Origin of the sequence: Chromohalobacter beijerinckii (assembly GCF_023061185.1) — a bacterium.
Lineage (GTDB): Bacteria > Pseudomonadota > Gammaproteobacteria > Pseudomonadales > Halomonadaceae > Chromohalobacter > Chromohalobacter beijerinckii.
Map to the genome: position 1 here is coordinate 135,836 of NZ_JAKGAK010000001.1, position 26,546 is coordinate 162,381.

Annotated in this window: 17 protein-coding genes and 6 tRNA genes; 17 read left to right on the forward strand and 6 right to left on the reverse strand. The window is 61.0% G+C overall.

From position 1 onward, the window contains the following. The first annotated feature begins 103 nt into the window (after positions 1-103). The 9 genes from L1075_RS00605 to L1075_RS00645 all read left to right on the forward strand — a co-directional run bounded on the left by L1075_RS00605 (position 104) and on the right by L1075_RS00645 (position 7,322). The gene (locus L1075_RS00605) at positions 104-1,882 is read left to right on the forward strand and encodes a tetratricopeptide repeat protein (protein ID WP_082021358.1); all 1,779 of its coding nucleotides are present in this window, start codon (positions 104-106) and stop codon (positions 1,880-1,882) included. Continuing rightward, positions 1,879-2,523, forward strand: coding sequence for a lipoprotein insertase outer membrane protein LolB (gene lolB, locus L1075_RS00610; RefSeq protein ID WP_040243760.1), 645 nt, complete (start codon positions 1,879-1,881; stop codon positions 2,521-2,523). Before L1075_RS00605 ends, lolB begins: the two co-directional genes overlap by 4 nt. After that, positions 2,520-3,404 (forward strand): 4-(cytidine 5'-diphospho)-2-C-methyl-D-erythritol kinase, encoded by an 885-nt coding sequence (gene ispE, locus L1075_RS00615; protein WP_040243762.1) that lies wholly within the window; start codon positions 2,520-2,522, stop codon positions 3,402-3,404. Before lolB ends, ispE begins: the two co-directional genes overlap by 4 nt. Before the next feature lie 75 nt (positions 3,405-3,479). Beyond that, positions 3,480-3,554, forward strand: a tRNA-Gln gene (locus tag L1075_RS00620). A gap of 63 nt (positions 3,555-3,617) precedes the next feature. Further along, positions 3,618-4,559, forward strand: a complete 942-nt coding sequence (locus L1075_RS00625; protein ID WP_175575845.1) for a ribose-phosphate pyrophosphokinase — start codon at positions 3,618-3,620, stop codon at positions 4,557-4,559. Positions 4,560-4,676: 117 nt separating this feature from the next. After that, the gene (locus tag L1075_RS00630) at positions 4,677-5,333 is read left to right on the forward strand and encodes a 50S ribosomal protein L25/general stress protein Ctc (RefSeq protein WP_040243765.1); all 657 of its coding nucleotides are present in this window, start codon (positions 4,677-4,679) and stop codon (positions 5,331-5,333) included. A 20-nt stretch (positions 5,334-5,353) separates the two neighbouring features. Next, a complete protein-coding gene (gene pth, locus L1075_RS00635; RefSeq protein ID WP_040243766.1) occupies positions 5,354-5,938 on the forward strand; it encodes an aminoacyl-tRNA hydrolase in 585 nt (194 codons plus the stop codon). A 130-nt stretch (positions 5,939-6,068) separates the two neighbouring features. After that, on the forward strand, positions 6,069-7,160 hold the full coding sequence (ychF, locus tag L1075_RS00640) for a redox-regulated ATPase YchF (RefSeq protein ID WP_040243768.1): 1,092 nt from the start codon (positions 6,069-6,071) through the stop codon (positions 7,158-7,160). Between the two features lie 85 nt (positions 7,161-7,245). Further along, positions 7,246-7,322, forward strand: a tRNA-Met gene (locus tag L1075_RS00645). A 61-nt stretch (positions 7,323-7,383) separates the two neighbouring features. On the opposite strand, the gene L1075_RS00650 is transcribed toward L1075_RS00645, so the two are convergent. Further along, positions 7,384-8,682 carry a M18 family aminopeptidase gene (locus tag L1075_RS00650; RefSeq protein WP_246894843.1) on the reverse strand — a complete coding sequence of 433 codons (1,299 nt, stop codon included), beginning with the start codon at positions 8,680-8,682 and terminating at the stop codon, positions 7,384-7,386. A 131-nt stretch (positions 8,683-8,813) separates the two neighbouring features. Here L1075_RS00650 and L1075_RS00655 point away from each other — a divergent pair, with 131 nt between their 5' ends. Both L1075_RS00655 and ligB read left to right on the forward strand, forming a co-directional pair. After that, entirely contained in the window at positions 8,814-10,880 is a 2,067-nt protein-coding gene (locus tag L1075_RS00655; RefSeq protein ID WP_246939138.1) for a carboxy terminal-processing peptidase, read from the forward strand. A 222-nt stretch (positions 10,881-11,102) separates the two neighbouring features. Further along, the gene (ligB, locus tag L1075_RS00660) at positions 11,103-12,800 is read left to right on the forward strand and encodes an NAD-dependent DNA ligase LigB (protein ID WP_246939140.1); all 1,698 of its coding nucleotides are present in this window, start codon (positions 11,103-11,105) and stop codon (positions 12,798-12,800) included. Positions 12,801-12,819: 19 nt separating this feature from the next. Here the strand turns inward: ligB and L1075_RS00665 are convergent. From L1075_RS00665 to L1075_RS00685, 5 genes are all read right to left on the reverse strand, one after another. Continuing rightward, positions 12,820-12,895: transfer RNA gene (locus L1075_RS00665), tRNA-Asn, on the reverse strand. Between the two features lie 28 nt (positions 12,896-12,923). After that, a tRNA-Asn gene (locus L1075_RS00670) sits at positions 12,924-12,999 on the reverse strand. A gap of 21 nt (positions 13,000-13,020) precedes the next feature. Further along, positions 13,021-13,096 (reverse strand) — tRNA-Asn (locus L1075_RS00675). Between the two features lie 344 nt (positions 13,097-13,440). Continuing rightward, positions 13,441-13,517, reverse strand: a tRNA-Met gene (locus tag L1075_RS00680). A 93-nt stretch (positions 13,518-13,610) separates the two neighbouring features. Next, the gene (locus tag L1075_RS00685) at positions 13,611-14,561 is read right to left on the reverse strand and encodes a choline ABC transporter substrate-binding protein (protein WP_040243772.1); all 951 of its coding nucleotides are present in this window, start codon (positions 14,559-14,561) and stop codon (positions 13,611-13,613) included. 229 nt (positions 14,562-14,790) lie between these two features. Here L1075_RS00685 and betI point away from each other — a divergent pair, with 229 nt between their 5' ends. The 6 genes from betI to L1075_RS00715 all read left to right on the forward strand — a co-directional run bounded on the left by betI (position 14,791) and on the right by L1075_RS00715 (position 26,380). Next, on the forward strand, positions 14,791-15,402 hold the full coding sequence (gene betI / locus L1075_RS00690; protein ID WP_246894840.1) for a transcriptional regulator BetI: 612 nt from the start codon (positions 14,791-14,793) through the stop codon (positions 15,400-15,402). A gap of 54 nt (positions 15,403-15,456) precedes the next feature. Beyond that, positions 15,457-16,926, forward strand: a complete 1,470-nt coding sequence (betB, locus tag L1075_RS00695; RefSeq protein WP_246939142.1) for a betaine-aldehyde dehydrogenase — start codon at positions 15,457-15,459, stop codon at positions 16,924-16,926. 84 nt (positions 16,927-17,010) lie between these two features. Further along, a complete protein-coding gene (gene betA, locus L1075_RS00700; protein ID WP_246939144.1) occupies positions 17,011-18,693 on the forward strand; it encodes a choline dehydrogenase in 1,683 nt (560 codons plus the stop codon). A gap of 258 nt (positions 18,694-18,951) precedes the next feature. Continuing rightward, entirely contained in the window at positions 18,952-20,160 is a 1,209-nt protein-coding gene (locus L1075_RS00705) for an efflux RND transporter periplasmic adaptor subunit (RefSeq protein WP_246939145.1), read from the forward strand. Further along, entirely contained in the window at positions 20,157-23,279 is a 3,123-nt protein-coding gene (locus L1075_RS00710) for an efflux RND transporter permease subunit (RefSeq protein WP_246939148.1), read from the forward strand. Before L1075_RS00705 ends, L1075_RS00710 begins: the two co-directional genes overlap by 4 nt. Further along, entirely contained in the window at positions 23,276-26,380 is a 3,105-nt protein-coding gene (locus tag L1075_RS00715) for an efflux RND transporter permease subunit (RefSeq protein ID WP_246939151.1), read from the forward strand. The genes L1075_RS00710 and L1075_RS00715 overlap by 4 nt, the downstream gene beginning before the upstream one ends. Positions 26,381-26,546 lie beyond the last annotated feature (166 nt).

A 26,546-nucleotide genomic window follows, 5' to 3' on the forward strand; every position in this document is an offset into this window, starting at 1 on the left:
GGCGGCAAGTTGCCGCGCAGCGCGATGTTTCCCGCGCCTGACGCTTTGCCCGGCCTGATCGAGCCGGTATGCTGATGCTTTCAAACGCACATTCGAGGATGGCATGCGCATACGCTTGACCCTGGCCTCCGTCCTAGCGTTGCTGGTGGCGGGCTGCCAAAACGCTCCGACAACGCCCAACGCCATCCCGCTTGATGACCCCATGGAAAACGCGCCACCGGTGACCAGCGGCTTCGATGCCGATGGCCTTTCATCGTTGCTGCTTGCCGAATTCGCGGGACAGCGCGGCGATTACCGGCGCGCCGCCGAGGGCTATCTTGATGTCAACGAACGCTATGCATCACCCGCCCTCGCAGAGCGCGCCACCCTCGCGGCGCGCTACGCTGACGACAGCGCCCTGCTCGAACGCGCTGCACTGCGCTGGCAACAGCTCGATAACGACGCCACCACGCCGCGCCACGTTCTCGCCAGCCTCGCGGTACAGCGTGGTGATTGGGAAACCGCCCTGGCCCAGCGCTTGCGCATTGCCGACCAGGAGCCCGAGGCGGATCTAGCCGCGCTAGCCGAGCTCGCCATCGAGCAGGATGCCGACATCACGCCGCTACTGGCACCTCTGCATGATTTCGTCGAGCGTCACCCCGATCACCTTGATGCCCAGCTAGCGACCGCACAGCTCGAGGCAGCGAACGGTGATACCGAAGCCGCCGATGCTCGACTCGCACACCTGACCGATACAGCAGAGGCACCCGTCGAAGTATGGCTGACGCGCAGCATGATCGCGCTGCACAATGGCAACCTGGACGATGCTCGGCGCTATGCCCGCCAAGGGCTCGAACGCTTTCCCGGCGACAGCCGCCTGCTCCTGACTCAGGCGCAGGCTCGCCTCGCCGATGGCGATATCGAAGCCGCCGACGAGGATGTCGAGCGCTTGTTGGCTCGCCATGATGACACGGCGTCGCTTCGTTTGGCGCTTGCCCAACTGTATCTCGACGCCGCGCATCCCGATGGCGCCAGGCGCATTCTCCTTCCTCTGCTCGACCGCGACGATACGCCTACGGCCGCCTATCTGATGCTGGGCAGCATCGCCGAGCAAGCCGGCGAAATCGACAACGCCCTGCTTTATTATCGTCAGGTACCCAGCGGCGAGGGTTTCATCGAGGCACGCGCGCAGGCCGCCAAAATGCTGGTCGGCGCGGATCGAGCACAAGACGCCAGCGCGTTTTTACGCATCGAACGTCTTCGCCATCCCGATCAACGCGTCGCCCTACTACGTCTCGAGCTCGACGTGCTCGATGCCCAAGGCCAGCGCGCACGCGCCGACGAACTGCTTGACGACGCCATCGCCAAGACGCCCGAGGTTACCGAGCTACGCTTCCAGCATGCCATGCGCGCTTATCACCAAGGCAATCTTGACACCATGGAAGCCGAGCTGCGTACGATCATCGAACGCGAACCCGATAACGCCGAAGCACTCAATGCCCTCGGCTATACGCTGAGCAACGACATGGGCCGCCATCAGGAGGCCTTGCCGCTGATCGAAAAGGCTCACCGCCTCGAGCCCGATAGTCCCGCCATCCTCGATAGTCTCGGCTGGGTCTATTTTCATCTCGACCGCGCGCAAGAAGCGCTGCCTTATTTACGTGAGGCCTATCGCGGCCAGCCTGATCAGGAAGTGGCCGCCCACCTCGCCGAGGTACTCGCCGCCACCGGACGCGATGACCAGGCGCGCGCCCTGGTAGAGGAGGCGTTACAGCGCTTTTCTCCGCATCCGCTCATCGATGACTTACTGCGCCGACACCCCGAACTCGCCCCGGCCAACGAGAATGATGCAAGCAGCAACGTCGACCCGGAATCTACTCGCGACACGGAAGCCAGCTCATGATCCGCTCTCTCTCATTACGCCTTCGCCATGGCTACGCCGCACCTCGCGCCTGGCTCAGCCTGCTACTCATCGCCATGTTGGCGGGTTGTGCCAGTCAAACTCCGGGGCCCGACCAAGCCCGTGAGCGTGGCGATTGGGACGCTCAAGCCGAGCGCCTGCAAGCACTGGAAGCCTGGAGTCTCGCTGGCAAGGTCGGGTTACGCACCAATGAAGGCTCCGAAAGCGCCAATATCGACTGGCAGCAGCGCCCCGACACCTATCGCATCCTGATCAGCGGCCCTTTCGGGGCTGGCCGCACCCTACTGAAAGGAGCACCCGGGAAAGTTACATTGACCAACGGTGAAGGGCGCTTCGATGCCGAGACACCGGAAGCCTTGATGGAACAACAACTAGGCTGGTCGTTGCCCATTTCCGCACTCGATTTCTGGGTTCGCGGCCTGCCTACCCCCGACGCCAGCGAGCGCCTAGAGCATGACGACCTGGGCTTTCCCCAGCGCCTGCAACAACTTGGCTGGACAATCGAGTACCGTGACTGGACGCGTGCCGACGACCTTTGGCTGCCACGCCGACTGGTCATGACCTACGGCGACCTGCGTGCCACGCTCGTCGTCAATCAATGGGATGCCGTGTCCGACTCATGAATGCACGACTCAGCTTGCCTGCCCCCGCCAAGCTCAACCGCATGCTGCATATCGTCGGCCGCCGTGCCGACGGTTATCACGAACTGCAGACGCTGTTCCAAATCCTCGACCGCGGCGATACGTTGCACTTCGTGCCACGCGAAGATGGCGCCATCCAGCTGCGATCCGCAATGGCTGGCGTCGATCACGAGGCCAACCTCATCGTGCGCGCCGCACGCCTGCTGCAGCATGCAAGCGGCACATCGCTAGGCGCGGACATCCACCTGGAAAAACGTCTCCCTTTGGGTGGCGGCTTGGGCGGCGGGAGCTCGGATGCGGCCACCACCCTGCTCGCGCTCGATCGCCTCTGGTCACTCTCGCTGGGTCTTCCCCGCCTGGCCGAACTGGGTCTTTCGCTGGGTGCCGATGTACCAGTCTTCGTATACGGCCGGAGTGCCTGGGCCGAAGGCATTGGCGAACGCCTGACGCCAGTGACGCTCGAAACCCCGTGGTTCGTGGTTCTTCACCCCGGGGAAGAAATATCAACGCCTGCCGTGTTCGGCCACCCCGAATTGACACGCAACACCCCGCCCATTAGTATGGCGCGCGCACTGCGAGGGGAAGCCGAACAGGGGCGCGCCTGGCGCAATGACTGCGAAGCTGCGGTAAAACGCTTGTCGCCGAAGGTCGCGCAAGCGCTCGACTGGTTATCGGCTTTCGGCCCAGCCATGCTGACGGGGACAGGAAGCTGTCTATTCTGTCCCTTGACGAGTGAGCAACAAGCCGATAGGATTTTGCGCCGTGTTGATAGCCATTGGCATGCATTCAAGGCACGCGGCTGCAACACCTCCCCCCTCCACGACGCTCTCGACATTCACGATAAAATGTCGCTCATGAGCTAATACGGGGACGCCTGATATCGGCATCGTGTTCTATGTGGGCAATACGACACACTAAACAGCGAGTCGATGTGTTGCTGGGGTATAGCCAAGTGGTAAGGCACCGGTTTCTGGTACCGACATTCCCAGGTTCGAATCCTGGTACCCCAGCCAATTTCTCAGGGCGCCCGACGAATCCCACTCCGAGATCCCTCAAGACTCCAAAGGTGGCTGCGCGTGTCTAAATTGATGGTGTTCGCGGGAAATGCCAATCCCGAACTCGCCCGCAAGGTGGCCGAAAGCCTCGACAACCGGCTGGGCCATGCAACCGTCGGTCAATTCAGCGATGGTGAAATCGCGGTCGAGATCAATGAAAACGTTCGCGGCAAGGACGTCTTCGTATTGCAGTCCACCTGCGCACCGACCAACGACAACCTGATGGAGTTGATTCTCATGGTGGATGCACTGCGCCGTGCTTCCGCTACGCGAATCACCGCCGTCGTACCATATTTCGGGTATGCCCGCCAGGATCGCCGAGTGCGCTCCGCACGCGTACCGATCTCGGCCAAGCTGGTCGCCGACATGATGGTCAAGGCCGGTGTCGATCGTGTCATGACCATGGATCTGCATGCCGATCAAATTCAGGGCTTTTTCGACGTCCCCGTCGACAACGTCTACGGCTCGCCTATCCTGCTCGATGATATCGAACGCCAGAACTACGACGATCTCGTCGTGGTCTCCCCCGATGTTGGCGGCGTCGTCCGCGCACGCGCCATCGCCAAACAGCTCAACGCCGATCTGGCGATCATCGACAAACGTCGTCCGCAGGCTAACCAAGCCCAGGTCATGCATATCATCGGTGAAATTCAGGATCGCACCTGTGTGGTAGTCGATGACATGGTCGATACCGCCGGCACCTTGTGCAAGGCGGCCGAAGCACTCAAAGGACACGGCGCTCGGCGTGTCGTCGCCTATGCGACGCACCCTATCCTGTCCGGACCGGCCGTCGACAATATCGTCGGCTCGGTACTTGACGAACTCGTCGTGGCCGATACCATTCCGCTTTCCGAGACAGCGTCCCGCAGCGGTCGCATTCGCCAGCTCTCGGTCGCGGGGCTGATCGCGGAAGCCATTCGCCGCGTCAGTAACGAAGAATCCGTCAGTGCCATGTTCCACTGAGGCAATAAGCCTCAGAGAGCGTGCACGGATACGCGGGCCGCGAGGCCCTCACGGAATCGGCATCGCCTGGTCGCGGGCGGTGCCGCTTTCCTTACATAACCTATGAGGTGACAATCAATGTCCCAATTCACTCTATCCGCCAAGGTTCGTCACGACCTGGGGAAAGGTGCGAGCCGCCGCCTGCGTCGTGAGAACCAGAAAGTCGCCGCTATCATCTACGGTGGCGACAAGACGCCGCAGCCGATCACCCTCGATAAGCCCGCCTTTTACAAGGCCATCGAGGATGAAGCCTTTTTCTCGTCTGTGATCAACATCGATCTCGAAGGCAAGTCGGAGCAGGTCATCATCCGTGATATCCAGCGCCATCCGTACAAGGCGTTGGTGACCCATGCCGACTTCATGCGTGTCGACGCTACACACGAAATCACCATGAACGTGCCGCTGCACGTCAACGGTGAAGACGCGTGCAAGGGCGTCAAGGAAGAAGGCGGCGTGCTACACGTGCTGGCCAACGACGTCGAGATCAGCTGCCTGCCCAGCAAGCTTCCCGAGTACCTGGAAGTCGATGTGGCATCCCTCGGACTCGGCGAGACCTTGCACCTGTCCGATCTGCCGCTGCCGGAAGGCGTATCTCTGGTCGCCCTGAGCCATGGCGAAGAGCACGACTTCGGCGTGGTTAGCGTCACGCGTGCCGATACCGGCACCGAAGGTGACGAAGAAGACGAAGAAGGCGGTGACGACGCCGCCGCAGAAGACGGCGAAAAAACCGAGTAATCGGTTTTCTAGGGGCCCGCATGAGTCACGTCAAAGCGTTGATCGGCCTGGGCAATCCAGGCTCCGAATATGATGCCACGCGACACAATGCGGGCGCCTGGGCCGTTGAGTCCCTGGCGCGCGACAGCCTGACCCCGCTACGGGCCGAGCGTAAATTCCTTGGGCATTATGCCAAGGTCCATTACGCTGGCCATGATCTTCATTTGTTGGTGCCCAGTACCTACATGAATCGAAGCGGCAAGGCTGTCGCCGCGCTTTGCCAGTTCTTCAAGATATCCCCTGACGAACTTCTCGTCGCCCACGACGAACTCGATATCGCTCCGGGTACGGCACGCTACAAACACGGAGGTGGCCATGGCGGCCACAATGGTTTACGCGACATCGTCAGTGCCTTGGGCAACGACAAATCCTTCCATCGCTTGCGCGTTGGCATCGGCCATCCGGGCTCGGCCAAGCAAGTGACGAACTATGTCCTCGGACGCCCCGGCAAGGCGGAACGCACTGCTATCGATGCCGCCATCGAGGAATGCCTGCGCACGCTCCCCGATGTTGTCGCTGGTGACTGGGCAAGCGCCATGAATCGCTTGCATAGCTTCAACGGCTAAACACGGTTTCAACGGCTAAGCACGGCTTCTTTTCAGCAGTCGTCTCGCGCCCATAGCCCCACACCCGCCACATCGGTAGAATGCGGGCCACGTTCATCACGCCCTTTCGCATACGATTCAGGAAGATCCCATGGGTTTCAATTGCGGTATCGTCGGCCTTCCCAATGTCGGCAAATCCACGCTGTTCAATGCCTTGACCAAGTCGGGAATCGACGCCGAAAACTTTCCTTTCTGCACCATCGAACCCAACGTCGGCATCGTCCCCATGCCGGACCCGCGTCTGGATAAGCTTGCGGCCATCGTCAAACCGCAGAAGGTCATTCCGACGACCATGGAGTTCGTGGACATCGCTGGCCTTGTCGCAGGCGCCTCGAAAGGCGAAGGATTGGGCAACCAGTTCCTGGCCAATATCCGCGAGACCCAGGCGATTGCGCATGTGGTGCGTTGCTTCGATAACGACAATGTCATCCACGTCGCCAATGAGGTCGACCCCCGCGCCGACATCGAGACCATCAATCTCGAACTCGCGCTTGCCGATCTAGATACCGTAGAGCGCGCCATCCAACGCCTCGCACGTGTGGTCAAGGGCGGCGACAAGGAGGCCATGGCCACCAAAGCCATCCTCGACCGCATCCAGCCCCATCTGGCCGAGGGCCAGCCGCTACGTAGTTTCGGCCTCGATGACGACGAGCAGCGCCAGCTCAAGAGCTTCGGTTTCTTGACCCTGAAACCCACCATGTATATCGCCAACGTCAACGAAGACGGCTTCGAGAACAATCCCTATCTCGACACCGTTCATGCGATCGCAGCCGAGGAAGGCGCCGTGGTGGTACCAGTATGTAACCAGATCGAAGCCGAGATCGCCGAGCTCGATGAAGAGGAGCGAAGCGCCTTCCTCGAGGAAATGGGCATGGAAGAACCTGGCCTCGACCGGGTCATTCGCGCCGGTTACGCCCTGCTCGGCCTACAGACGTATTTCACCGCGGGAGTCAAAGAAGTCCGCGCCTGGACCACGCCTATCGGGGCCACCGCCCCGGAAGCCGCTGGCGCGATCCATACCGACTTCCAGAAGGGTTTCATCCGCGCCGAAGTGGTCGGCTATGACGACTTCGTGACACTGGGCGGCGAGCAAGGCGCCAAGGATGCGGGAAAATGGCGTCTGGAAGGCAAGGAGTACATCGTCGTCGATGGGGATGTCGTGCATTTCCGTTTCAACGTCTAGTGCACCCAAGAGTCGCCGGGCGGCTTGATGGCAATGAATAGTTGACACATCAGGGAGTTACACGTAGTATTCGCCCGCATTGAACGGCTACGTAGCTCAGTTGGTTAGAGCACATCACTCATAATGATGGGGTCCCCTGTTCGAGTCAGGGCGTAGCCACCAAGATATACAAAAGCCCGCCAACATCCTTGTTGGCGGGCTTTTTCGTACGCCGGTACCCGGGCTAGCTCAACTCGGCGCGATTGACGTAAGCCGTCAACGCACGAATCAGATAGTCGGCGTCACGGCTGCCGGCGGTTTCGCGAATCGAGTGCATCCCCCATTGCGGCACTCCAACATCCAGCGTCGGCACCCCGAGTTCGGTGGAGGTAATCGGCCCGATGGTGCTGCCACATCCCATGTCGGCACGCGTGACGAACGTCTGGACTGGCGCTCCCGCCTCGCGGCAGATATCTCGAAACATCGCCGCCGTGGCACTATTGGTGGCATAGCGCTGATTGGCGTTGACCTTGATCACCGGGCCGCCGTTGATCGTCGGACCATGATTGGCATCATGCTTTTCGGGGAAGTTAGGGTGCAGGGCGTGGGCATTGTCACAAGAAATCATGCGTGAGCCCTGAATCAGACGCACCCAACCTTCTTCACCTCCCTCGCCCAACTGGGCATGCACGCGGCGCAGCACGTCCCCCAGAAACGGACCCTGGGCACCGCTGGCGCTGGCACTCCCCACTTCTTCATGGTCGTTGGCGACGAATACCGCGCCTTGCTGGCCATCGCTGGCCAACAGCGCTTCGATACCCATAAAGCACGACAGTAGATTATCGAGGCGCGCGCTGGCGATCAGCTCGCCCTCGACGCCCACACGCGACGGCCGCTGCATGTCGTAGAGGGCGAGTTCATAATCCATCAGTTGGATGTTTTCCAAGCCGTGCTGCTCATACAACCAGCGCTTGAGCCATTTCTCCAGGTCGGGCTCGCTACCGCCCTGCAGCATGACCGGCAGCATCTGTGTCTGAGCGTTCAGCGCACGTCCATTATTCGCCTCGCGGTCGAGATGAATCGCCAAGCTGGGGATGATCGCAACGGGACGATCAACGTGCAATAATACGCCCTGCAGTCGCCCATCCTCGCGTCGTACATGGACACGCCCGGCCAGGCCCAAATCTCGGTCGAACCAAGGTGCCAACAACGCCCCACCGTAGACTTCGACACTCAATTGAAGCCAGTCATTGCCGGTGACCACTGGCTGGGGCTTGAGCCGCAGCCCCGGGCTATCGGTATGCGCCCCGATCATGCGCAACCCGCCTAGGCCCTCCTCCGGCACCTGCATGGCGATCAACGACGAATCATTACGGGTAACGTAAAAACGTTCGCCGGGCGCCAACTGCCACGTCTCGGTTTCCTCGAGGCGACGGTAGCCCGCTTGCTCGAGTCGTCGGGCCATATTGTCGACGGCATGCCAAGGCGTGGGGGAACGTTCGAGAAAATGTAACAAGCGATCAAGGGTGGGGGCGTGAGCCATGGCGTCCTCGGAGAAGTGTCTGTGACGGATGATACAGACTGCTACAATGCCAGTCCGGTCTGAGAAAACTCAACTCAAGGAACCGGCAATCTGGGAACGAGAGTGTACATGAAACCGGGAGTGCTTGATTAATGAGCCTGTTTGCAGCCGCTCGGCGCGCGGCGATCTTGTCACTGTGGCTGGTGGTTTGTGCCCCGGCATTGGCCGATGCCCCGGCACCCACCGACGAACAGCGGCAAGCAGCGACGGAAGTCGCTGAATCGCTGCGATATGGACATTACGCCGATATCAATCTGGACGATGAGTGGTCTTCGAGAGCGTTTCAGCGCTACCTCGATGTACTGGACCCCCAACGCGCCTACTTACTATCGCGTGACGTAAAGGACTTCCACGATCTCGCTTCTTCTTTCGACGAGGCGCTCGACGAGGGAAAGCTTGAACGCGTCTACGAACTCTACGCACGCTACCAGGAACGTCTCGAGGCACGTCTGAAATGGATGATCGAGCGTCTCGATGATGGCAGCGATTTCAATTATCAGGGCAACGAGCGCCTGGCGCTGGACCGTGAAGACGAATCCTGGGCCCAGGGGCAGGACGCGCTCGACCGACTTTGGGAAAAGCGCCTCAAGAATGCCGCACTGACCCAATCTCTCAGTGCCCCGGAGGAAGATAACGCCGAGGACATCGTCAAGACGCTGCGCGATCGTTACGAAAACCAGCTCTCGCGCGTCGAACAGACCAACGCCGAAGACGTCCTGGTGATGTTCCTTAGTGCCGTCACCGGCACCGTCGATCCGCATACCGAATATCTTTCGCCCAGTCAGAGCGAATCCTTCGATATCCAGATGAAGCTATCGCTCGAAGGCATCGGCGCGCTGCTGCAAAGCGAAGGCGAATACGTCAAGGTATCCAGCCTGGTGCCCGGCGGTCCCGCCGACAAGGGTGACGCCTTGGAGCCCGCCGATCGTATCGTTGCGGTAGGACAAGGCGAGGATGGCGAGATGGTCAATGTCGTGGGCATGCGCCTCGACGAGGTCGTCGACCTGATTCGTGGCCCCAAAGGCTCGACCGTGCGGCTCGACGTCATTCCCGCCAAAGCCGTCGACGTGACGCGCACGCACACGGTGCGCATCACCCGCGACACCGTCAAGCTCGAGGATCAGGCAGCCCAGAGCGAGGTCGTGACCGTGACCCGCGATGGCAAGGATCACAAGGTCGGCGTGATCGACGTGCCCACCTTCTATGTCGATTTCGATGCCTGGCAGGCCGGTGACAGCGACTACCGCAGCAGCACGCGTGACGTCGCCAAGGAAATCGACAAACTCAAGCAGGAAAACGTCGAAGGCATCGTCCTGGACCTGCGCAATAACGGCGGTGGCGCCCTACAGGAAGCCAACTCGCTGATCGGGCTCTTCATCGATCGGGGCCCTACCGTGCAGGTACGCGATGCCCGCGGCCGCATCAACCTCTACGGCGACTCCGACCGTGGCGCCCACTACGACGGGCCGCTGACCGTACTGGTCAACCGTCTTTCGGCGTCTGCCTCAGAGATCTTCGCGGGCGCGATTCAGGATTACGGCCGCGGCCTAGTCGTCGGCAACCAGACTTTCGGCAAGGGGACCGTGCAGACGCTCAATGACCTCAGCCATGGTCAGATCAAGCTGACCCGCGCCAAGTTCTACCGCATCACGGGCGAGAGCACCCAATTGCGCGGCGTCGAACCAGACATCACCTTCCCCAGCCTCATCGGCATGGACGAAATCGGAGAAAGCGCACTCGATAACGCCCTGCCCTGGGACAAGGTACGTCCCGTGCAATACCGGCGATACGGCGAGCCACAACGCTATCTGGATACGCTGCAAGCGGAGCATGACGAACGCGCCAAGCAGGACCCCAACTTCGTCTATCTCGAACGCGAGGCCACGCTGGTCAAGCAACTCAAGGAACAACGGACCAGCATCAGCTTGAACCGCGAGCAGCGCCAACGGGAAATGGAGGCCCAGGAGGCCGAGCAACTCTCGCTGGAGAATCAACGCCGCAAGGCGCTGGGCCTCGATCAGCTCGAGGAATGGACCGATGCCCGTGAGAGTGACGATCCAGAAGACAAGGAAGAGGACGACAAGCCTGTCGATCGCGCACAAGTCATTGAAGCTGCGAAAATCCTGCTCGACTATGCGCACTTGAAAGAAACGCGGTAAACATCATGCCGCCGGCATTTGCCGGCGGCAATACTCGTCGCAAGGGTTGGCCTTTTTCATCGTTTCCAGTTAAATGAGCTTTATCTAAACATTGGAAACGATGAATACTTCATGCTCGCCTTTTGCCGCTTTTCCCGCCGCGCCTTATCTCTTTTACTCTGTAGCATTCCTCACTTCTCGAGACGCTGGCTCCTGCAGGGTCTCGTTGCCTATGTTCTCGCCATGGGCACCCCCGCATCGGCGTCGACGTGCCCTCAACAGCCACCCGAAACACTGCAAGAAGATTACCAGGCGCTGAATGCCCAACTCGCGCGTTGGGACCAAGCCTACTATCACCAAGGACAGCGCCTGGTCGACGATGGCACCTACGACTCCGCCAAGCGCCAACTCGCCCGCTGGGCGCGCTGCTTTCCTTCCTTGACCGTCTCGCACATCACCTTGCATGAACCGAGCGGCTCGCAACGCCAACCGATCCCGCAGACCGGTGTGAACAAGCTTTCCGACCGAGCTGCTGTGGCACACTGGATCACCCAGCAGACAAACCATCCACTGTGGATACAGCCCAAAGTCGACGGCGTCGCCGTCACTCTCATGTACCGGAAATCGCACCTGGTGGCGGCCATCAGCCGTGGCGATGGCCTCGAAGGACAAGACTGGCTTGCCAAGGCGTCGCACATCGCGGCAATCCCATTGCAGCTTCCCGACACGGCCCCCTCACGTGTCATTTTGCAGGGCGAGCTCTATGCACGCCGCGACGCCCACACACAATCCCGTGATGGCCTCGACGGCGCACGCGCCCGTGTTGCCGGGCTGATGGCTCGCGATTCACTGACGGATCGCCAGGGTGAGGAGATTGGCTTGTACGTCTGGGCCTGGCCCAACGGGCCAGCCACCATGCCCGCGCGTCTTGCCATGCTGGTTGACTGGGGATTCGACGAGGTCGCCGATACCACGCACGCCGTCACTACGCCGGAAGACGTCGCCCGGTGGCGCGACTACTGGTATGACCATGCCTTGCCCTTCGCCACCGACGGTATCGTCGTCAAGCGTGGCGACCGGCCCGACGGAAACGAATGGGAAGCCTCGCCACCCGACTGGGCCATGGCCTGGAAATACCCCGCCCAGCAAGCGATCGCACACATCGACGCCCTCGACTTCACGGTGGGTCGCACCGGACGCATCACCGCCGTTGCCACCTTGACGCCGGTCATGCTTGGCGACAAGCGCATCACCCACGTGAGCCTTGGCTCACTGCCGCATTGGCGCAAAATCGACGTGCGCCCCGGCGATCAAGTCAGGCTGCGCCTGGCCGGTCTGACCATCCCCCAACTCCAAGACGTGGTCATACGCACGCGACCGCGCCCTTCGGTCGAGGCGCCGGATGCCGACCGTTACGACCGCCTGTCATGTCTACGCCTGGCACTGGAATGCCGCGAGCAATTCCTCGCTCGGCTCGAATGGCTGGGAAGCGACAACGGCCTGGACTTCGAAGGCATCGGCCCCGCTACATGGCGCCAACTCGTCGACGCCGGGCTCATAGAGGGACTACTTGACTGGCGCACGCTAGATTCTCGACCCCTGGAGAGACTACCCGGCATCGGCACCAAGACCGCCCGTGACTGGCAAACTCACTTCGCGGCGGCCGATACGCGTCCCCCTCGCCGCTGGCTGCGCGCACTAGGGCTCCCCGCCATCCCGCAGGACGCCCTTGAGGCGATACTCGCAGAACACGACATACGTGAGCTCACACGATGGGCACCATCCGACTGGCAGCGTTATTCAGGTATTGGAGAAACGCGCGCGAAACAACTGGAGGAGTTTTTCCACCATCCAGAAATACGACGCTTATTGAGATCACTGCACAAAGATAGGATATCGCGCGAGGAAGGGACGACCGAGACGGTCAACGATGCGCGTTAGTGAAGTACAACATATCGCCTGGCTCCCCGAACAGGACTCGAACCTGTGACCCAATGATTAACAGTCATTTGCTCTACCAACTGAGCTATCGGGGAATATCAGCGATGTCACTCGGCGGGAAGTTGGCTCCCCGAACAGGACTCGAACCTGTGACCCAATGATTAACAGTCATTTGCTCTACCAACTGAGCTATCGGGGATCGCCGAGCGCGATCCGGTATTGGCTCCCCGAGCAGGACTCGAACCTGCGACCCAATGATTAACAGTCATTTGCTCTACCAACTGAGCTATCGGGGAACGATGCCGGAGCACGCGGCGTAGTATACGGATTAGTTCGAGGGCGTCAAGGCTGGAAGTGAATTCGTTTGCCAGATCGCCGCCTTAGCCCGCGCTCATTCTTCTATTGAAACAGGCACCTAGCGACGCAGGACAAGACGACGATGCGCCGCAAGGGCGATTATCCCTCCCCCGGCGAATTCACGGCGGCGATGGGACTCACCCATCAAGCGCGCCATGCGACGGATATACAGACGCAACACGCTCCGCGGAACGCAAAGCACAGCAAAACACCACCGAGATTCATCAACACAGAGGGTCTGCTTAAGCAAGCAGAAAATTTAGCGGGACTTGCGGAATGGGAGTGGTGGCTACGCCCTGACTCGAACAGGGGACCCCATCATTATGAGTGATGTGCTCTAACCAACTGAGCTACGTAGCCACACATCGCATAGCAGGAAGCTTGGCGACGGGGGCGAATTATGCACATGGGCTTGCCGCTTGGCAAGCCCATGGCAGTGACAAGGTGCGACGCTTAGGCGTCGATGTCGAGCTCGCGCTTCACGGCATCCAGGCCAGACTCGCCCTCGACGGTGGTCACGCCATCGAGCCACTCGTCGAGCACGCCCGGATTGTCCTGGAGCCAAGCACGGGCAGCATCGCGCGGATCTTCGCCGTCATCCATGATCGCACCCATGATTTTGTTCTCCATGGACAAAGTAAAGCTCAAGTTATTGAGCAACTCGCCCACGTTGCCGCATGCCTCGGCGTAATCGGCACGTGTATTGGTATACACAGTGGCACCGCCTAGATTAGGGCCGAAGTAGTCATCGGCATCTTTCAGATAGGCTATGTCGTAGTTGGTGTTCATCGGGTGCGGTTCCCAACCGAGGAACACCATCCATTCATCGCTCTGGGTCCGGGAGTTAAGTTCGGCGAGCATGCCCGATTCGGACGAGTCGATCAGGTCCCAGTCGCCCAAGCCGAAGGCATCGTCATCGATCATCTGCTGAATGATCTGGTTGCCGTCGTTGCCCGCTTCGATGCCATACAGACGGCTACCGAACTGGTCCGCATGATCATCCAGATCTTCGACCGAGGTGACACCGGCATCATAGACGTATTGCGGTACCGCCAAGGTGTACTTGGCGCCCTCGAGGTTCGCGCCCAGTCGATCGACCTGGCCTTTATCGATGTACTCGTCGCTGATCGACGCCATCGACGGCATCCAGTTGCCCAGGAATACGTCAAAGTCGCCATTCTTCATGCCGGCGTAGGCTACGGGTACGGAAACGGTATCGGAGGTCGTTTCGTACCCCAACCCTTCGAGCACCTCACGCGTCAATGCGGTAGTGGCGGTAATATCCGTCCAGCCGACTTCGGCGAAACGCACGGGCTGGCATTCCTCCGGCGTGTCGGCCATGGCCAGCGGCGAAAGCAACGTGGCACTGCCCAGCAGCGCGATCAATGGGGTCTTGTTGGACATGGAATTCTCCCTTGCGTTGATGTTGGAATTGAATGACGATTCAATAACGTTTTCTTATGCTAAATGAATTCTGCGATTCTTTTCCACTATGGATTTCATTTACCATGGAAAGATAGCAGATTTTTTATTGATTGAACGTTCAATAAAAACATTCCATAATGATTCGACTCTGGGTGGCTCATGAGGTGCACAAACGAGCTACCCGAACGTCAGCAAAGGAGAATGCTCGGTGCCCAAGCTCGGTATGCAACCCATTCGCCGCCGCCAGCTGATCCAAGCGACACTGGAAGCCATCGACGACGTCGGCCTAGCGGATGCCACCATCGCGCGGATCGCCAAACGTGCCGGCGTATCGGCGGGCATCATCAGCCACTATTTCGGCGGCAAGGACGGGCTGCTCGAATCGACCATGCGTCAGATTCTTTGGGATCTCGGTAACGCCGTCGCACAGCGTCGTACCCGAGACAATGTCGAGTCCCCACGCGAACACCTGCATGCCATCATCGACGGCAACTTCGACCGCAGCCAGGTCAACAAGATCGTCATGAAGACTTGGCTGGCTTTCTGGTCGGTCAGCATGCACCGTGCCGATCTTCAGCGCTTGCAACGCGTCAATGATCGGCGGCTGTATTCGAACATCTGTCACCACTTTCAACGCTGCCTGCCAAGGTCCGACGCACAGCAGGCAGCACGCGGCCTGGCCGCTATGATCGATGGGCTCTGGTTACGCGGCGCGCTCGCGCCACAAGGCATCGATGTCGACCGAGCGCGACAACTGGCCTATGACTATGTGGAAGAGCAACTTGCTCATGCCACGTCGCGAGCACCGATTCACGCCTGACGCCAAGCCTCGACACTTTTCATTCACGACACATTCACAATGCGGGAGGACCTCATGGCCACTTTCGAGACTCAAAAGCTCTACATCGGCGGTCGATTCGTCGACGCCACATCCGGCGAGACATTCGACACCATCAATCCGGTCGATGGCAGCGTGCTGGCCAGCATCCAACAAGCCTCTCAGGACGATGTCGACCGTGCCGTCGCCTCGGCCCGCGAAGGCCAGCGCACATGGGCTGCAATGAACGGCATGGAACGCAGCCGTATCCTGCATCGTGCCGTCGCGCTGCTGCGCGAACGTAACGACGAACTGGCCCACCTGGAAACACTGGACACCGGCAAGCCAATCAGTGAAACGCAAGCCGTGGACATCGTCACCGGCACCGACTCGCTGGAATACTATGCCAACCTGGCGCCTTCCATCGAAGGCACTCAGGTGCCGCTGCGTGAGGATTCGTTCTTCTACACGCGTCGCGAACCGCTGGGCGTCATCGGTGCCATCGGCGCCTGGAACTACCCCATTCAGATCGCCTGCTGGAAATCCGCACCGGCACTGGCGGCGGGTAACGCCGTGGTCTTCAAACCCAGCGAGGTCACGCCGCTGACCACCCTGAAACTGGCAGAAATTCTTACCGAAGCCGGCCTACCGGACGGCGTTTTCAACGTGGTTCAGGGTGACGGACGCGTCGGGCAGATGCTCACCAACCACGCCGACATCGACAAGATCACCTTCACCGGTGAAGCCGGCACCGGCAAGAAGGTCATGTCCGCCGCCGCGGGTTCTACACTCAAGGAAGTCACCATGGAGCTGGGCGGCAAGTCGCCGTTGATCGTCTTCGATGACGCCGACCTGGAACGCGCCGCCGACGCGGCGATGATGGCCAACTTCTACTCCAGCGGCCAAGTTTGCACCAACGGCACACGCGTCTTCGTGCAGCGCTCGGTGCAGGCGGACTTCGAAGCCAAGATCAAAGAACGCGTGGAGCGCATCAAGGCCGGCGACCCGCTCGATCCGGCGGTCAACTTCGGTCCTCTGGTCAGCTTCGAGCACCAGGAAAAAGTGCAGAGCTATATCGATCTCGGCGCTCAGGAAGGCGCGCGCCTGCTGGTCGGCGGTGGCCGCTGGGACCAGGGAGACTGGGCTCAGGGCGCGTGGGCCGCGCCGACGGTCTTCACCGATTGCCGCGACGACATGCGCATCGTGCGCGAGGAAATCTTCGGCCCGGTGATGTCGATCCTGGTCTTCGACGATGAGGAAGAAGTGATCCGGCGCTCCAACGATACCGCTTACGGTCTCGCCGCCGGCCTGTTCAGCGAAAGCCTGAACCGCGCGCACCGCGTCATCCATCGCCTGCAAGCCGGTATCTGCTGGATCAATACCTGGGGCGATTCCCCGGCGGAAATGCCGGTGGGCGGTTACAAGGAATCTGGCATCGGCCGTGAAAACGGGCTGTCCTCGCTTGATCAGTACACGCAGATCAAGTCGGTCCAGATCGAAATGGGACCCTTCCCCGCCGTGTTCTGATCCAGCGTCGGTGGCCGGCTCCCGGGCCGGCCACACCGCTTGATCCTGTCATTCGTTCGACCACGTTCAAGGAGGGCCCCGCTCATGACGCAGGCTCGTGAATTCGACTACATCATCATCGGTGCTGGCTCTGCCGGTAACGTACTCGCCACGCGACTCACCGAAGACCCCGACGTACAAGTACTTCTGCTCGAGGCCGGCGGTCCCGACTATCGCTTCGACTTTCGCACGCAGATGCCGGCGGCGCTGGCGTATCCGCTGCAGGGCAAGCGCTACAACTGGGCCTTCGAAACCGATCCCGAACCCCACATGAACAATCGCCGCATGGAATGCGGTCGCGGCAAGGGACTCGGCGGGTCGTCGTTGATCAACGGCATGTGCTATCTGCGCGGTAATGCGCTGGATTACGATAACTGGGCCAAGACGCCGGGCCTGGAGGACTGGAACTACCTGCAGTGCCTGCCCTACTTCAAGCGTGCCGAGACACGCGACATCGGGCCCAATGATTACCACGGCGGCGATGGCCCGGTGTCGGTGGCCACCCCCAAGGAAGGCAACAACGAGCTCTACAGCGCCTTCATTCGTGCGGGCATCGAGGCCGGCTACCCGGCCACCGAGGACGTCAATGGCTACCAGCAGGAAGGCTTCGGTCCCATGGACCGCACGACGACGCCGAACGGTCGCCGTGCCTCCACGGCGCGTGGCTATCTGGATATCGCCAAGCAACGCCCCAACCTGACGATCGAGACGCACGCCACGACTGATGTCATCGAATTCGAGGGCAAGCGCGCCGTCGGCGTGAGCTACGAGCGCAAGGGCCAGGCCCAGCGTGTTCGCGCACGTCGCGAGGTGTTGCTGTGCGCGGGTGCCATCGCCTCACCGCAGATCCTGCAGCGCTCCGGCGTGGGCAATCCCGAGCACCTCAAGGAATTCGACATTCCCGTGGTACACGCGCTGCCAGGCGTCGGCGAAAACCTCCAGGATCACCTGGAAATGTACATCCAGTACGAATGCAAGAAGCCCATTTCGCTGTATCCGGCGCTCAAGTGGTACAACCAGCCCAAGATCGGTGCCGAATGGCTTTTCTTCGGCAAGGGTGTCGGCGCCAGCAACCAGTTCGAGGCAGCCGGCTTCATTCGGACCAACGACGAGGAAGAATGGCCCAACCTGCAGTACCACTTCTTGCCGATCGCTATCAGCTACAACGGCAAGAGCGCGGTGCAGGCTCACGGCTTTCAGGCCCACGTCGGCTCCATGCGCTCCATGAGCCGTGGTCGCATCCGTTTGACATCGCGCGATCCCAAGGCCGCACCCAGCATCCTGTTCAACTACATGTCCGAGGAAAAAGACTGGCAGGAGTTTCGCGACGCGATTCGAATCACGCGCGAGATCATCGAGCAGCCGACGATGGACGCATATCGCGGGCGCGAGATATCACCGGGGCCGGATATCCAAAGCGACGAGGAACTCGACGCATTCGTGCGTGAGCATGCCGAAACCGCCTACCATCCCGCCGGCACCTGCAAGATGGGGAGCGAGAATGACGAACAAGCGGTCGTCGACGGCGCGGGACAGGTACATGGCCTCGAAGGGCTGCGCGTCATCGATGCCTCGATCATGCCAGTGATCGCCACCGGCAACCTCAACGCACCAACGATCATGATCGCCGAGAAAATGGCCGACAAGGTGCGCGGGCGCGATCCGCTACCGCCCGCCGATGTCGATTACTATGTCGCCCATGACGCACCGGCACGTCGCAAGGCATGACGATGCTTGCGTCGATATGACATCCGCCTCGAACACCCGATGCACTCGCATCGGGTGTTTTTGCATTATCCTTCCTTAATTCTTGCCCATCGCCCCCGTAGAATATTCACGATCGCCTTACCGATTCGTCGCTAGGGAACGCTGAATAAAAAGGGAACCTCTCGTTACAATACGCCTCATAACCCGGTGACTCGTGTCCGCCCCAGCGCAAACACGACCACACAGCGGAATGTCTCTGACAAGGATCAATGCCACGTCATGCCCCACTCTCGTCGTCTCTGGATCGCACTACTCATCGTCGTCTTGATCGCCCTTGCAGTGTGGTGGATCCCCAACTGGCAAGCCGACGACCCATCAAGCGATGCGCCAGCCAATGCCAGTGGCGACAGAAGCACGGCCGTGGCCGCCATCGAGGCCCAGCGCGGCGATCTAGAGATTACTGTCGGCGCGCTGGGTACCGTGCGCTCGCTATCGAGCATTGACGTGTATTCGCGTGTCGAGGGCGAACTGCTCACGGTGGATTTCGAGGAGGGTGAGCAGGTCGAGAAAGGGCAACTTCTGGCCACCATCGACCCTCGTGACTATCAGGCGCAACTCGCCGCCGCCCAGGGGCAACTGGTTCAGGATCAGGCACAACTGGAGTCAGCACGCGAGGACCTCGAGCGCTACGAGTCACTGGCTCAGAGCCAATCGATCTCCCGTCAGGAACTCGAACAGCAGCGCCAGCTAGTCCGCCAGTACGAAGGTGCAGTATCCAGCGACCGAGCCGATATCGATAGCGCCCAGGTTCAGTTGGACTATACCGACATCACTGCGCCCAACGCCGGCATCATCGGCATCCGCAACGTCGATCCCGGCAACCTGGTCAGCAGTGGCGACGACGATCCCATTGCCACGCTCACCCAGCTCGACCCGATCTCGGTGGTCTTCTCATTGCCCAGCCAATACGTATCGACATTGCGCGAGCAACTTGCGTCAGGAGACGCGCCCAGCGTTTCGGCGACCACGGTGGGCGACGAACGCCTCGAAGGGCGCCTCACCAGCATCGACAGCCAGATCGACACCGCCACCGGTACCGTGCGACTCCGCGCGCGCTTCGATAACCCGACGGACCGCCTCTACCCCAGCGCCTTCGTCGACGTACGCCTGACGGTCAACACGCTGCATGATCGCGTCATCGTCCCCGCGCCCGCCGTTCAGACCGGCCAGGACGGCCTTTTCGTGTATGTCGTCGGCGACGACGATACGGTGACTCGACACGATGTCGACGTCAGCGCCAGCGAAGATCATCGTAGCGCCCTAGCCAGCGGCGTCTCGGCGGGCGAACGCGTGGTCGTGGATGGCGTCGATAGTCTGCGTGACGGTGCCAAGGTACGTGTCGTCAGCAACGCCCTACCGGGAGAAGCCAGCGCCTCTTCGACGGCTGACGATGACGCCGACACACAGACGTCGCGAGACGCTTCATGAATCCATCGCGGCTGTTCATCCTACGTCCGGTCGCCACCTCTCTGGTGATGCTGGCCATCCTTATCACGGGCGCGTTTACCTACCGGCTGCTCAGCATTTCATCATTGCCCGAGGTCGACTTCCCCACCATTCAGGTCACCACGCTGTACCCCGGCGCGGGGCCGGATGTCATGCTTTCCCACGTCACCGCCCCGCTGGAAGACGAACTGGGAGAAATCGCCGGCCTCGAGGACATGAGCTCGACCAGTACCGGGGGCGCATCGCTAATCACGCTGCGTTTCGGCCTCGATGGCGACCTGGGCGTCGCCGAACAGGAAGTGCAGGCCGCTCTCAACCAGGCAGAGACCCTGCTGCCCAACGACCTACCTCGTCCGCCGAGCTACAGCAAGGTCAACCCCGCCGATACGCCAGTACTGACCCTGGCCGTGACCTCCGACAACTTGCCGTTGACCGAGGTTCATGATCTGGTCGATACCCGCCTAGCGCAAAAACTTGCCCAGATCAGCGGTGTCGGCGAAGTGCGTCTGTCCGGCGGCAATCGCCCTGCGGTGCGAATCGATGTCGACTCGCGCCAGCTCGCCGCACACGGGCTCGATCTTTCCAGCGTGCGCAGCGCCGTGGAAAGCGCCAACGTCAATCAGGCCAAGGGCACCATTTATGGTCCCTACCGCGCCTATAGCATCGAGGCCAACGACCAGTTGACCTCCGCTGCGGGCTATCGCGACCTCATCCTCAAGTACGAGAATGGCGCACCCTTGCGGTTGAGCGATGTGGCCAGCATCGACGACGGCGCGGAAAACGCGCAACTGGGGGCCTGGGCCAATGGCGAAGGGACAATCCTGGTGGATGTCCTGCGCCAGCCCGGCGCCAACGTGGTCGGCGTGGTCGACGATATCGAGCGTCGCTTGCCGGCGTTATCGGAGAGCCTTCCAGGTAGCGTCGACGTGGACATCTTGAGTGATCGCACCACCACGATCCGCGCCGCCGTCGAGGATGTGCAATTCGAGCTGGTCCTCGCCATCGCACTGGTGATCATGGTCACCTTCCTGTTCCTGCGTAACCTGCCGGCAACGCTGATCCCTAGTCTCGCCGTGCCGCTGTCACTGGTCGGCACCTTCGGCGCCATGTACCTGGCCGGTTTCAGCCTCAACAACCTCACCTTGATGGCACTGACTATCGCCACCGGTTTCGTCATCGACGACGCCATCGTGGTGCTCGAGAACATCACGCGTTACCTGGAGCGCGGCGAAACGCCCCTGCAGGCAGCGCTCAAGGGATCGCGCCAGATCGCGTTCACCATCCTCTCGCTGACGGTTTCATTACTGGCGGTACTGATCCCGTTGCTCTTCATGGGCGGGGTGGTCGGTGTGCTGTTTCGTGAGTTCGCCATGACACTGGCGATTTCTATCGTCATCTCGGCGTTCGTCTCCCTGACCCTGACACCGATGCTTTGCGCGCGCTGGCTGCGACGTCGCACCGACGAAACCGATGGCGAAACTCACACCCTCGACGACGAAGCCATGGTACGCGGCCGCCAGGGTCTCTTCGGGCGCCTCACACGCGGCTACGAACGCGCCCTGGATACGGTACTCAAGTATCAGACGACGACACTATGGATAGCGCTGGGCACCTTCGTGCTGACCGCCATACTGTTCTGGATGACGCCCAAGCAGTTGTTCCCGATTCAGGATACCGGCACCTTGCGCGGCATCACCACGGCCACGCAGACGACATCCTATCGTGCCATGTCGGCGCGTCAGCAGGATCTTGCCGAACGTTTGATGAGCGATCCCGCCGTGGCCAATATCGCCTCAAGCATCGGTATCGACGGCACCAACACCACACTCAATAGCGGCCGACTGCAAATCGACCTGGCCGATCTGGACGCGCGCGACGCCGATCTGGACGCCATCGTCTCGCGGCTGCTCGATGCCGCCGCCGATATCCCCGGCATCGACCTGGCACTGACGCCGGTGCAGGATCTGACACTAGAAGACACCGTCAGCCAGTATCCCTACCAGTTCGCCTTGACTCAGGGCGATCGCGACCAATTGGCACAAGATGTCTCGGCGATGACCGAGCGTCTCGAGGATGCACCGGCCATCGCGCATATCGCCACCGACCTTCAGAACGCGGGACGCAAGCTCGAGGTCAGTATCGATCGCGATCGCGTCAGTCGACTCGGCATCTCGGTCGCCGACATCGACGACGCCCTCTACGATGCCTATGGCCAACGCCTGATCTCGACGATTTTTACCCAATCCAACCAGTATCGTGTGGTGCTGGGCGCGACGCATGGTGACGATGCCGGCCCCGAGGCCCTTTCCCGGTTGTATGTCAGTGGTAGCGACGACGCCATGGTGCCTCTGTCGAGCCTGGTGAGCATGGAGGAAGCTCCCACCGCATTGTCGCATCAACGCCTCAACCAGTTCCCCTCGGCGTTGATGTCGTTCGCTGCCGCGCCCGGCTATTCGCTGTCGGATGCCTTCGATGCCGTGGAAACGGCCCGCGATAACGTGCTCAGCGCCGATACGCAGCTCGATTTCCGGGGTACCGCGCTGGCGTTCACTACCTCAACGCGCGATACGCTGTGGCTGATCGCCGCCGCCGTCATCACCATGTACATCGTGCTAGGCGTGCTCTACGAGAGCTACATCCATCCGCTGACGATTCTCTCGACCCTGCCATCGGCGGCCATCGGTGCCTTGCTGGCACTGATGCTCAGTAACAACGCCCTGGGCATGGTGGCCATCATCGGCATCATCCTGCTGATCGGCATCGTCAAGAAGAATGCCATCATGATGATCGACTTCGCCCTCGAGGCGCAGCGGGAACAGGGCATGTCGGCGTATCGAGCGATTCACAGTGCCGCGCTGCTTCGCTTTCGGCCGATCATGATGACCACCTTCGCCGCCCTGCTCGGGGCGCTGCCATTGATGCTCGCCAGCGGTTATGGCGCCGAGCTGCGCCGCCCGTTGGGCATGACCATGGTCGGCGGCCTGTTGCTCAGCCAATTGCTGACGCTCTTCACCACGCCGGTGATCTATCTGTTCTTCGACCGACTGGCCGAACGCTGGCGCCGGCGTGGCAATGCGCATGACACCGAGGTGGACGCGTGAGCGTCTCCAGCCCCTTCGTGCGCCGTCCGGTAGGTACCGCGCTGTTGGCGTTGGGGGTCGTGCTGCTCGGGCTGCTGGCCTACCAGCGCCTGCCCGTGGCACCGCTGCCCAACGTGTCGTTTCCCACCATCGTGGTCAACGCCAACCTGTCCGGCGCCAACCCTGAGACCATGGCCTCCACCGTGGCCACGCCGCTGGAACGCTCGTTGGGGAGCATATCCGGTATCTCGCAGATGACCTCGAGCAGCTCGGACGGCTCGACACGCATCACCGTCCAGTTCGCTCTCGACAAGGATATCGACGACGCCGCGCGTGAGGTGCAAGCCGCGATCAACGATGCCCAACCATTGCTGCCCAGCGCCATGACCAGTCGCCCCAGCTATCGCAAGATGAACCCGGCAGCGGCGCCGATCATGATTCTCTCGGTCACCTCCGCCACGCTGCCCACCAGCGAGCTTTACCAGCTCGCCGACGAACGCATCGCACCACCGATCCTGCAAGTGCCCGGGGTCGGCGACGTCAATGTCGGCGGTAGCTCCTCCCCGGCGGTACGCGTGTCACTCGATCCGCGTCGGCTCGAGCATGCGGGCGTATCGCTGACGGCCGTGGCCAGTGCTATCCGCAGCGCCACGACCAGCACGCCCACCGGCTTCGTGGCCTCCCCCACGGCACGCTGGGAAGTCGACACCGACTCGCAGTTGATGCAAGCCGAGGCTTTCGAAGACCTCATCGTGGCGCGTGGCGAGGACGGTGCAGTGATGCACTTGAGCGATGTCGCCGATATCGAAAACGGCGTGGAAGACCGCTACAACGTGGGCTTTCAGAACGAGCAACCGGCCGTGCTGCTGGTCATTAGCGCCAGCAGCGGCGCCAATGTCATCGACACCATCGCCGGCATCCGCGAGCGTATGGCGTCCATCGAAAGCCAGTTGCCACAAAGTGCCGCGCTCAGCGTACAGCTCGACCGTGCCCCTGGCATACGCGCCTCCTTACATGAGACACAGCTCACGCTGATGCTAGCAATCGCGCTGGTGGTGCTGGTGGTATTCCTGTTTCTGCGCAACGCTCGCGCTACGCTGATTCCCAGCCTGGCGATTCCCGTATCACTGATCGGCACCTTCGCGATGATGCACGTCATGGGCTTTTCGCTCGACACGCTGTCATTGATGGCGCTGATCGTATCGATCGGCTTTCTCGTCGACGACGCCATCGTGGTGGTCGAGAACATCGCGCGGCATATCGAGCAAGGCATGCCACCCCGGCAAGCCGCTCTACAGGGCGCGCGCGAAGTGGGCTTCACGGTGACCTCGATGAGCGTATCCCTAGTGGCGGTCTTCCTGCCGCTGCTCTTCATGGGTGGTTTCATCGGACGCATGTTCTTTGAATTTGCGATGACGTTGTCACTCGCGGTGCTAGTCTCGCTGGTGGTCTCGTTGACCCTGACGCCGATGCTCTGTGCACGCTGGTTACGTCCGGGACGCAAGCGCCGCCCACCGCGCTGGGAAGCGGCTCTGCTCGCTTTCGGCCAGGGATGCCAGCGCCTGTATTCGCGCAGCCTGGATATTGCCCTGCGTCACCGGCGCTTGACGCTGCTCTCATTGGTCGGCGTGATCGTGCTCAACGGTTACCTTTACGTCGCCGTTGACAAGGGCTTCATTCCCGAGCAGGACACCGGGCGACTGATCGGTTTCGTGCGTGGGGATCAGAGCCTGTCGTTCGATGCCATGTCGACCAAGTTACGCACCATTCGCGAGCGTCTAGCTCGCGCGCCCGAAGTACATAGTGTGCTGGGTTTCATGGGCGGCCGTGGCGGGGGCGCCTCGGCGACCTTGTTCGTCACCCTCGAGGAAGACCAGCGCGAGGCGGGCACACAAGCCATTGGCAACCGCTTGGGCGCGTCGATGGGCGATATTCCCGGCGTCAACACCTCGATGATGGCGTTGCAGGACATCCGTATCGGTGGCCGAGAGAATACCGGCACGCAATACGAAATCACCCTCAAGAGCGACGATCTCGCGCTGCTCGATACCTGGTCGCAGCGCGTCAGTGACGCCATGCAGGATGTCGACGGGCTGACCGGCGTCGACAGCGATAGCCGGGGCGAGGGCCAGGCCGTGGAGCTCAACGTCGACCGCGATACCGCCAAGCGCCTCGGCGTCGGCATGCAAGACGTGGACACGCTGCTCGGTAACGCCTTCGCGCAAAGCAGCATCACCAGCCTTTACGATGCCGACAACCAACGCTACGTCATCCTCGAAGTGGACAGCGAACATCGCAGCACGCCGGAAGCCATTTCACGGCTTCACGTCGTCAACGACGAAGGCGACGCGATTCCCGTCTCGGCGTTCAGTCATCTCGAAGAAACCACCACACCGGTGAGCGTCAATCATCAGGGACAGTTCGCCTCCACCACGGTATCGTTCAATCTCGAAGACGGCGTCACGCTAGGCGATGCCACCCAGCGCATCCGTCGGACGGTGGACGACCTGCGCTTGCCCACCGCCGTGCAGGTGGATTTCGAGGGCAGCGCGGGCGCTTTCCAGAGCGGCATGCAAGCCATGCCGTGGCTGATCCTGGCCGCGCTGGTGACGGTCTATCTGGTGCTGGGGATTCTTTACGAAAGCTACATTCATCCGCTGACGATTCTGTCGACGCTCCCCTCGGCGGGGGTCGGCGCCCTGCTGGCGCTGATGCTGCTCGATACGCCGTTCACACTCATCGCCCTGATCGGCATCATCCTGCTGATCGGCGTGGTCAAGAAAAATGCCATCATGCTGGTCGACTTCGCCGTCAGTGCCGAGCGTGAACGCGGCCTGAGCGCGCTCGAGGCCATACGCGAAGCGGCAGTCGTACGCTTTCGTCCGATCATGATGACCACGCTGGCCGCCATTCTCGGCGCGATTCCGCTACTGCTGGGCACCGATGAAAACGCCGCATTGCGCGCACCGTTGGGCATCACCATCATCGGCGGCCTGATCCTGAGCCAGCTCTTGACGCTCTACACCACGCCAGTGGTCTATCTCTACCTCGATCGGCTACATCGCCGACTGCGTCCGGGCCGACTCGACAACGCGTCGCAGCGCTCGACATCAACGACCTGACCGCACTGCCCCGCGCCGCACTTGCCGCCACGTGCGGCGCGGGGGTTCTCACCAATCTTGAATGACGAGCTCCCTCCTGAATGACGGCTTCCACCATGGATGACTAGTCGTGGCGACACGAGTACGCTAGGCTGAATTCAAACAAGCGTTAGAAATCATCCAGGGA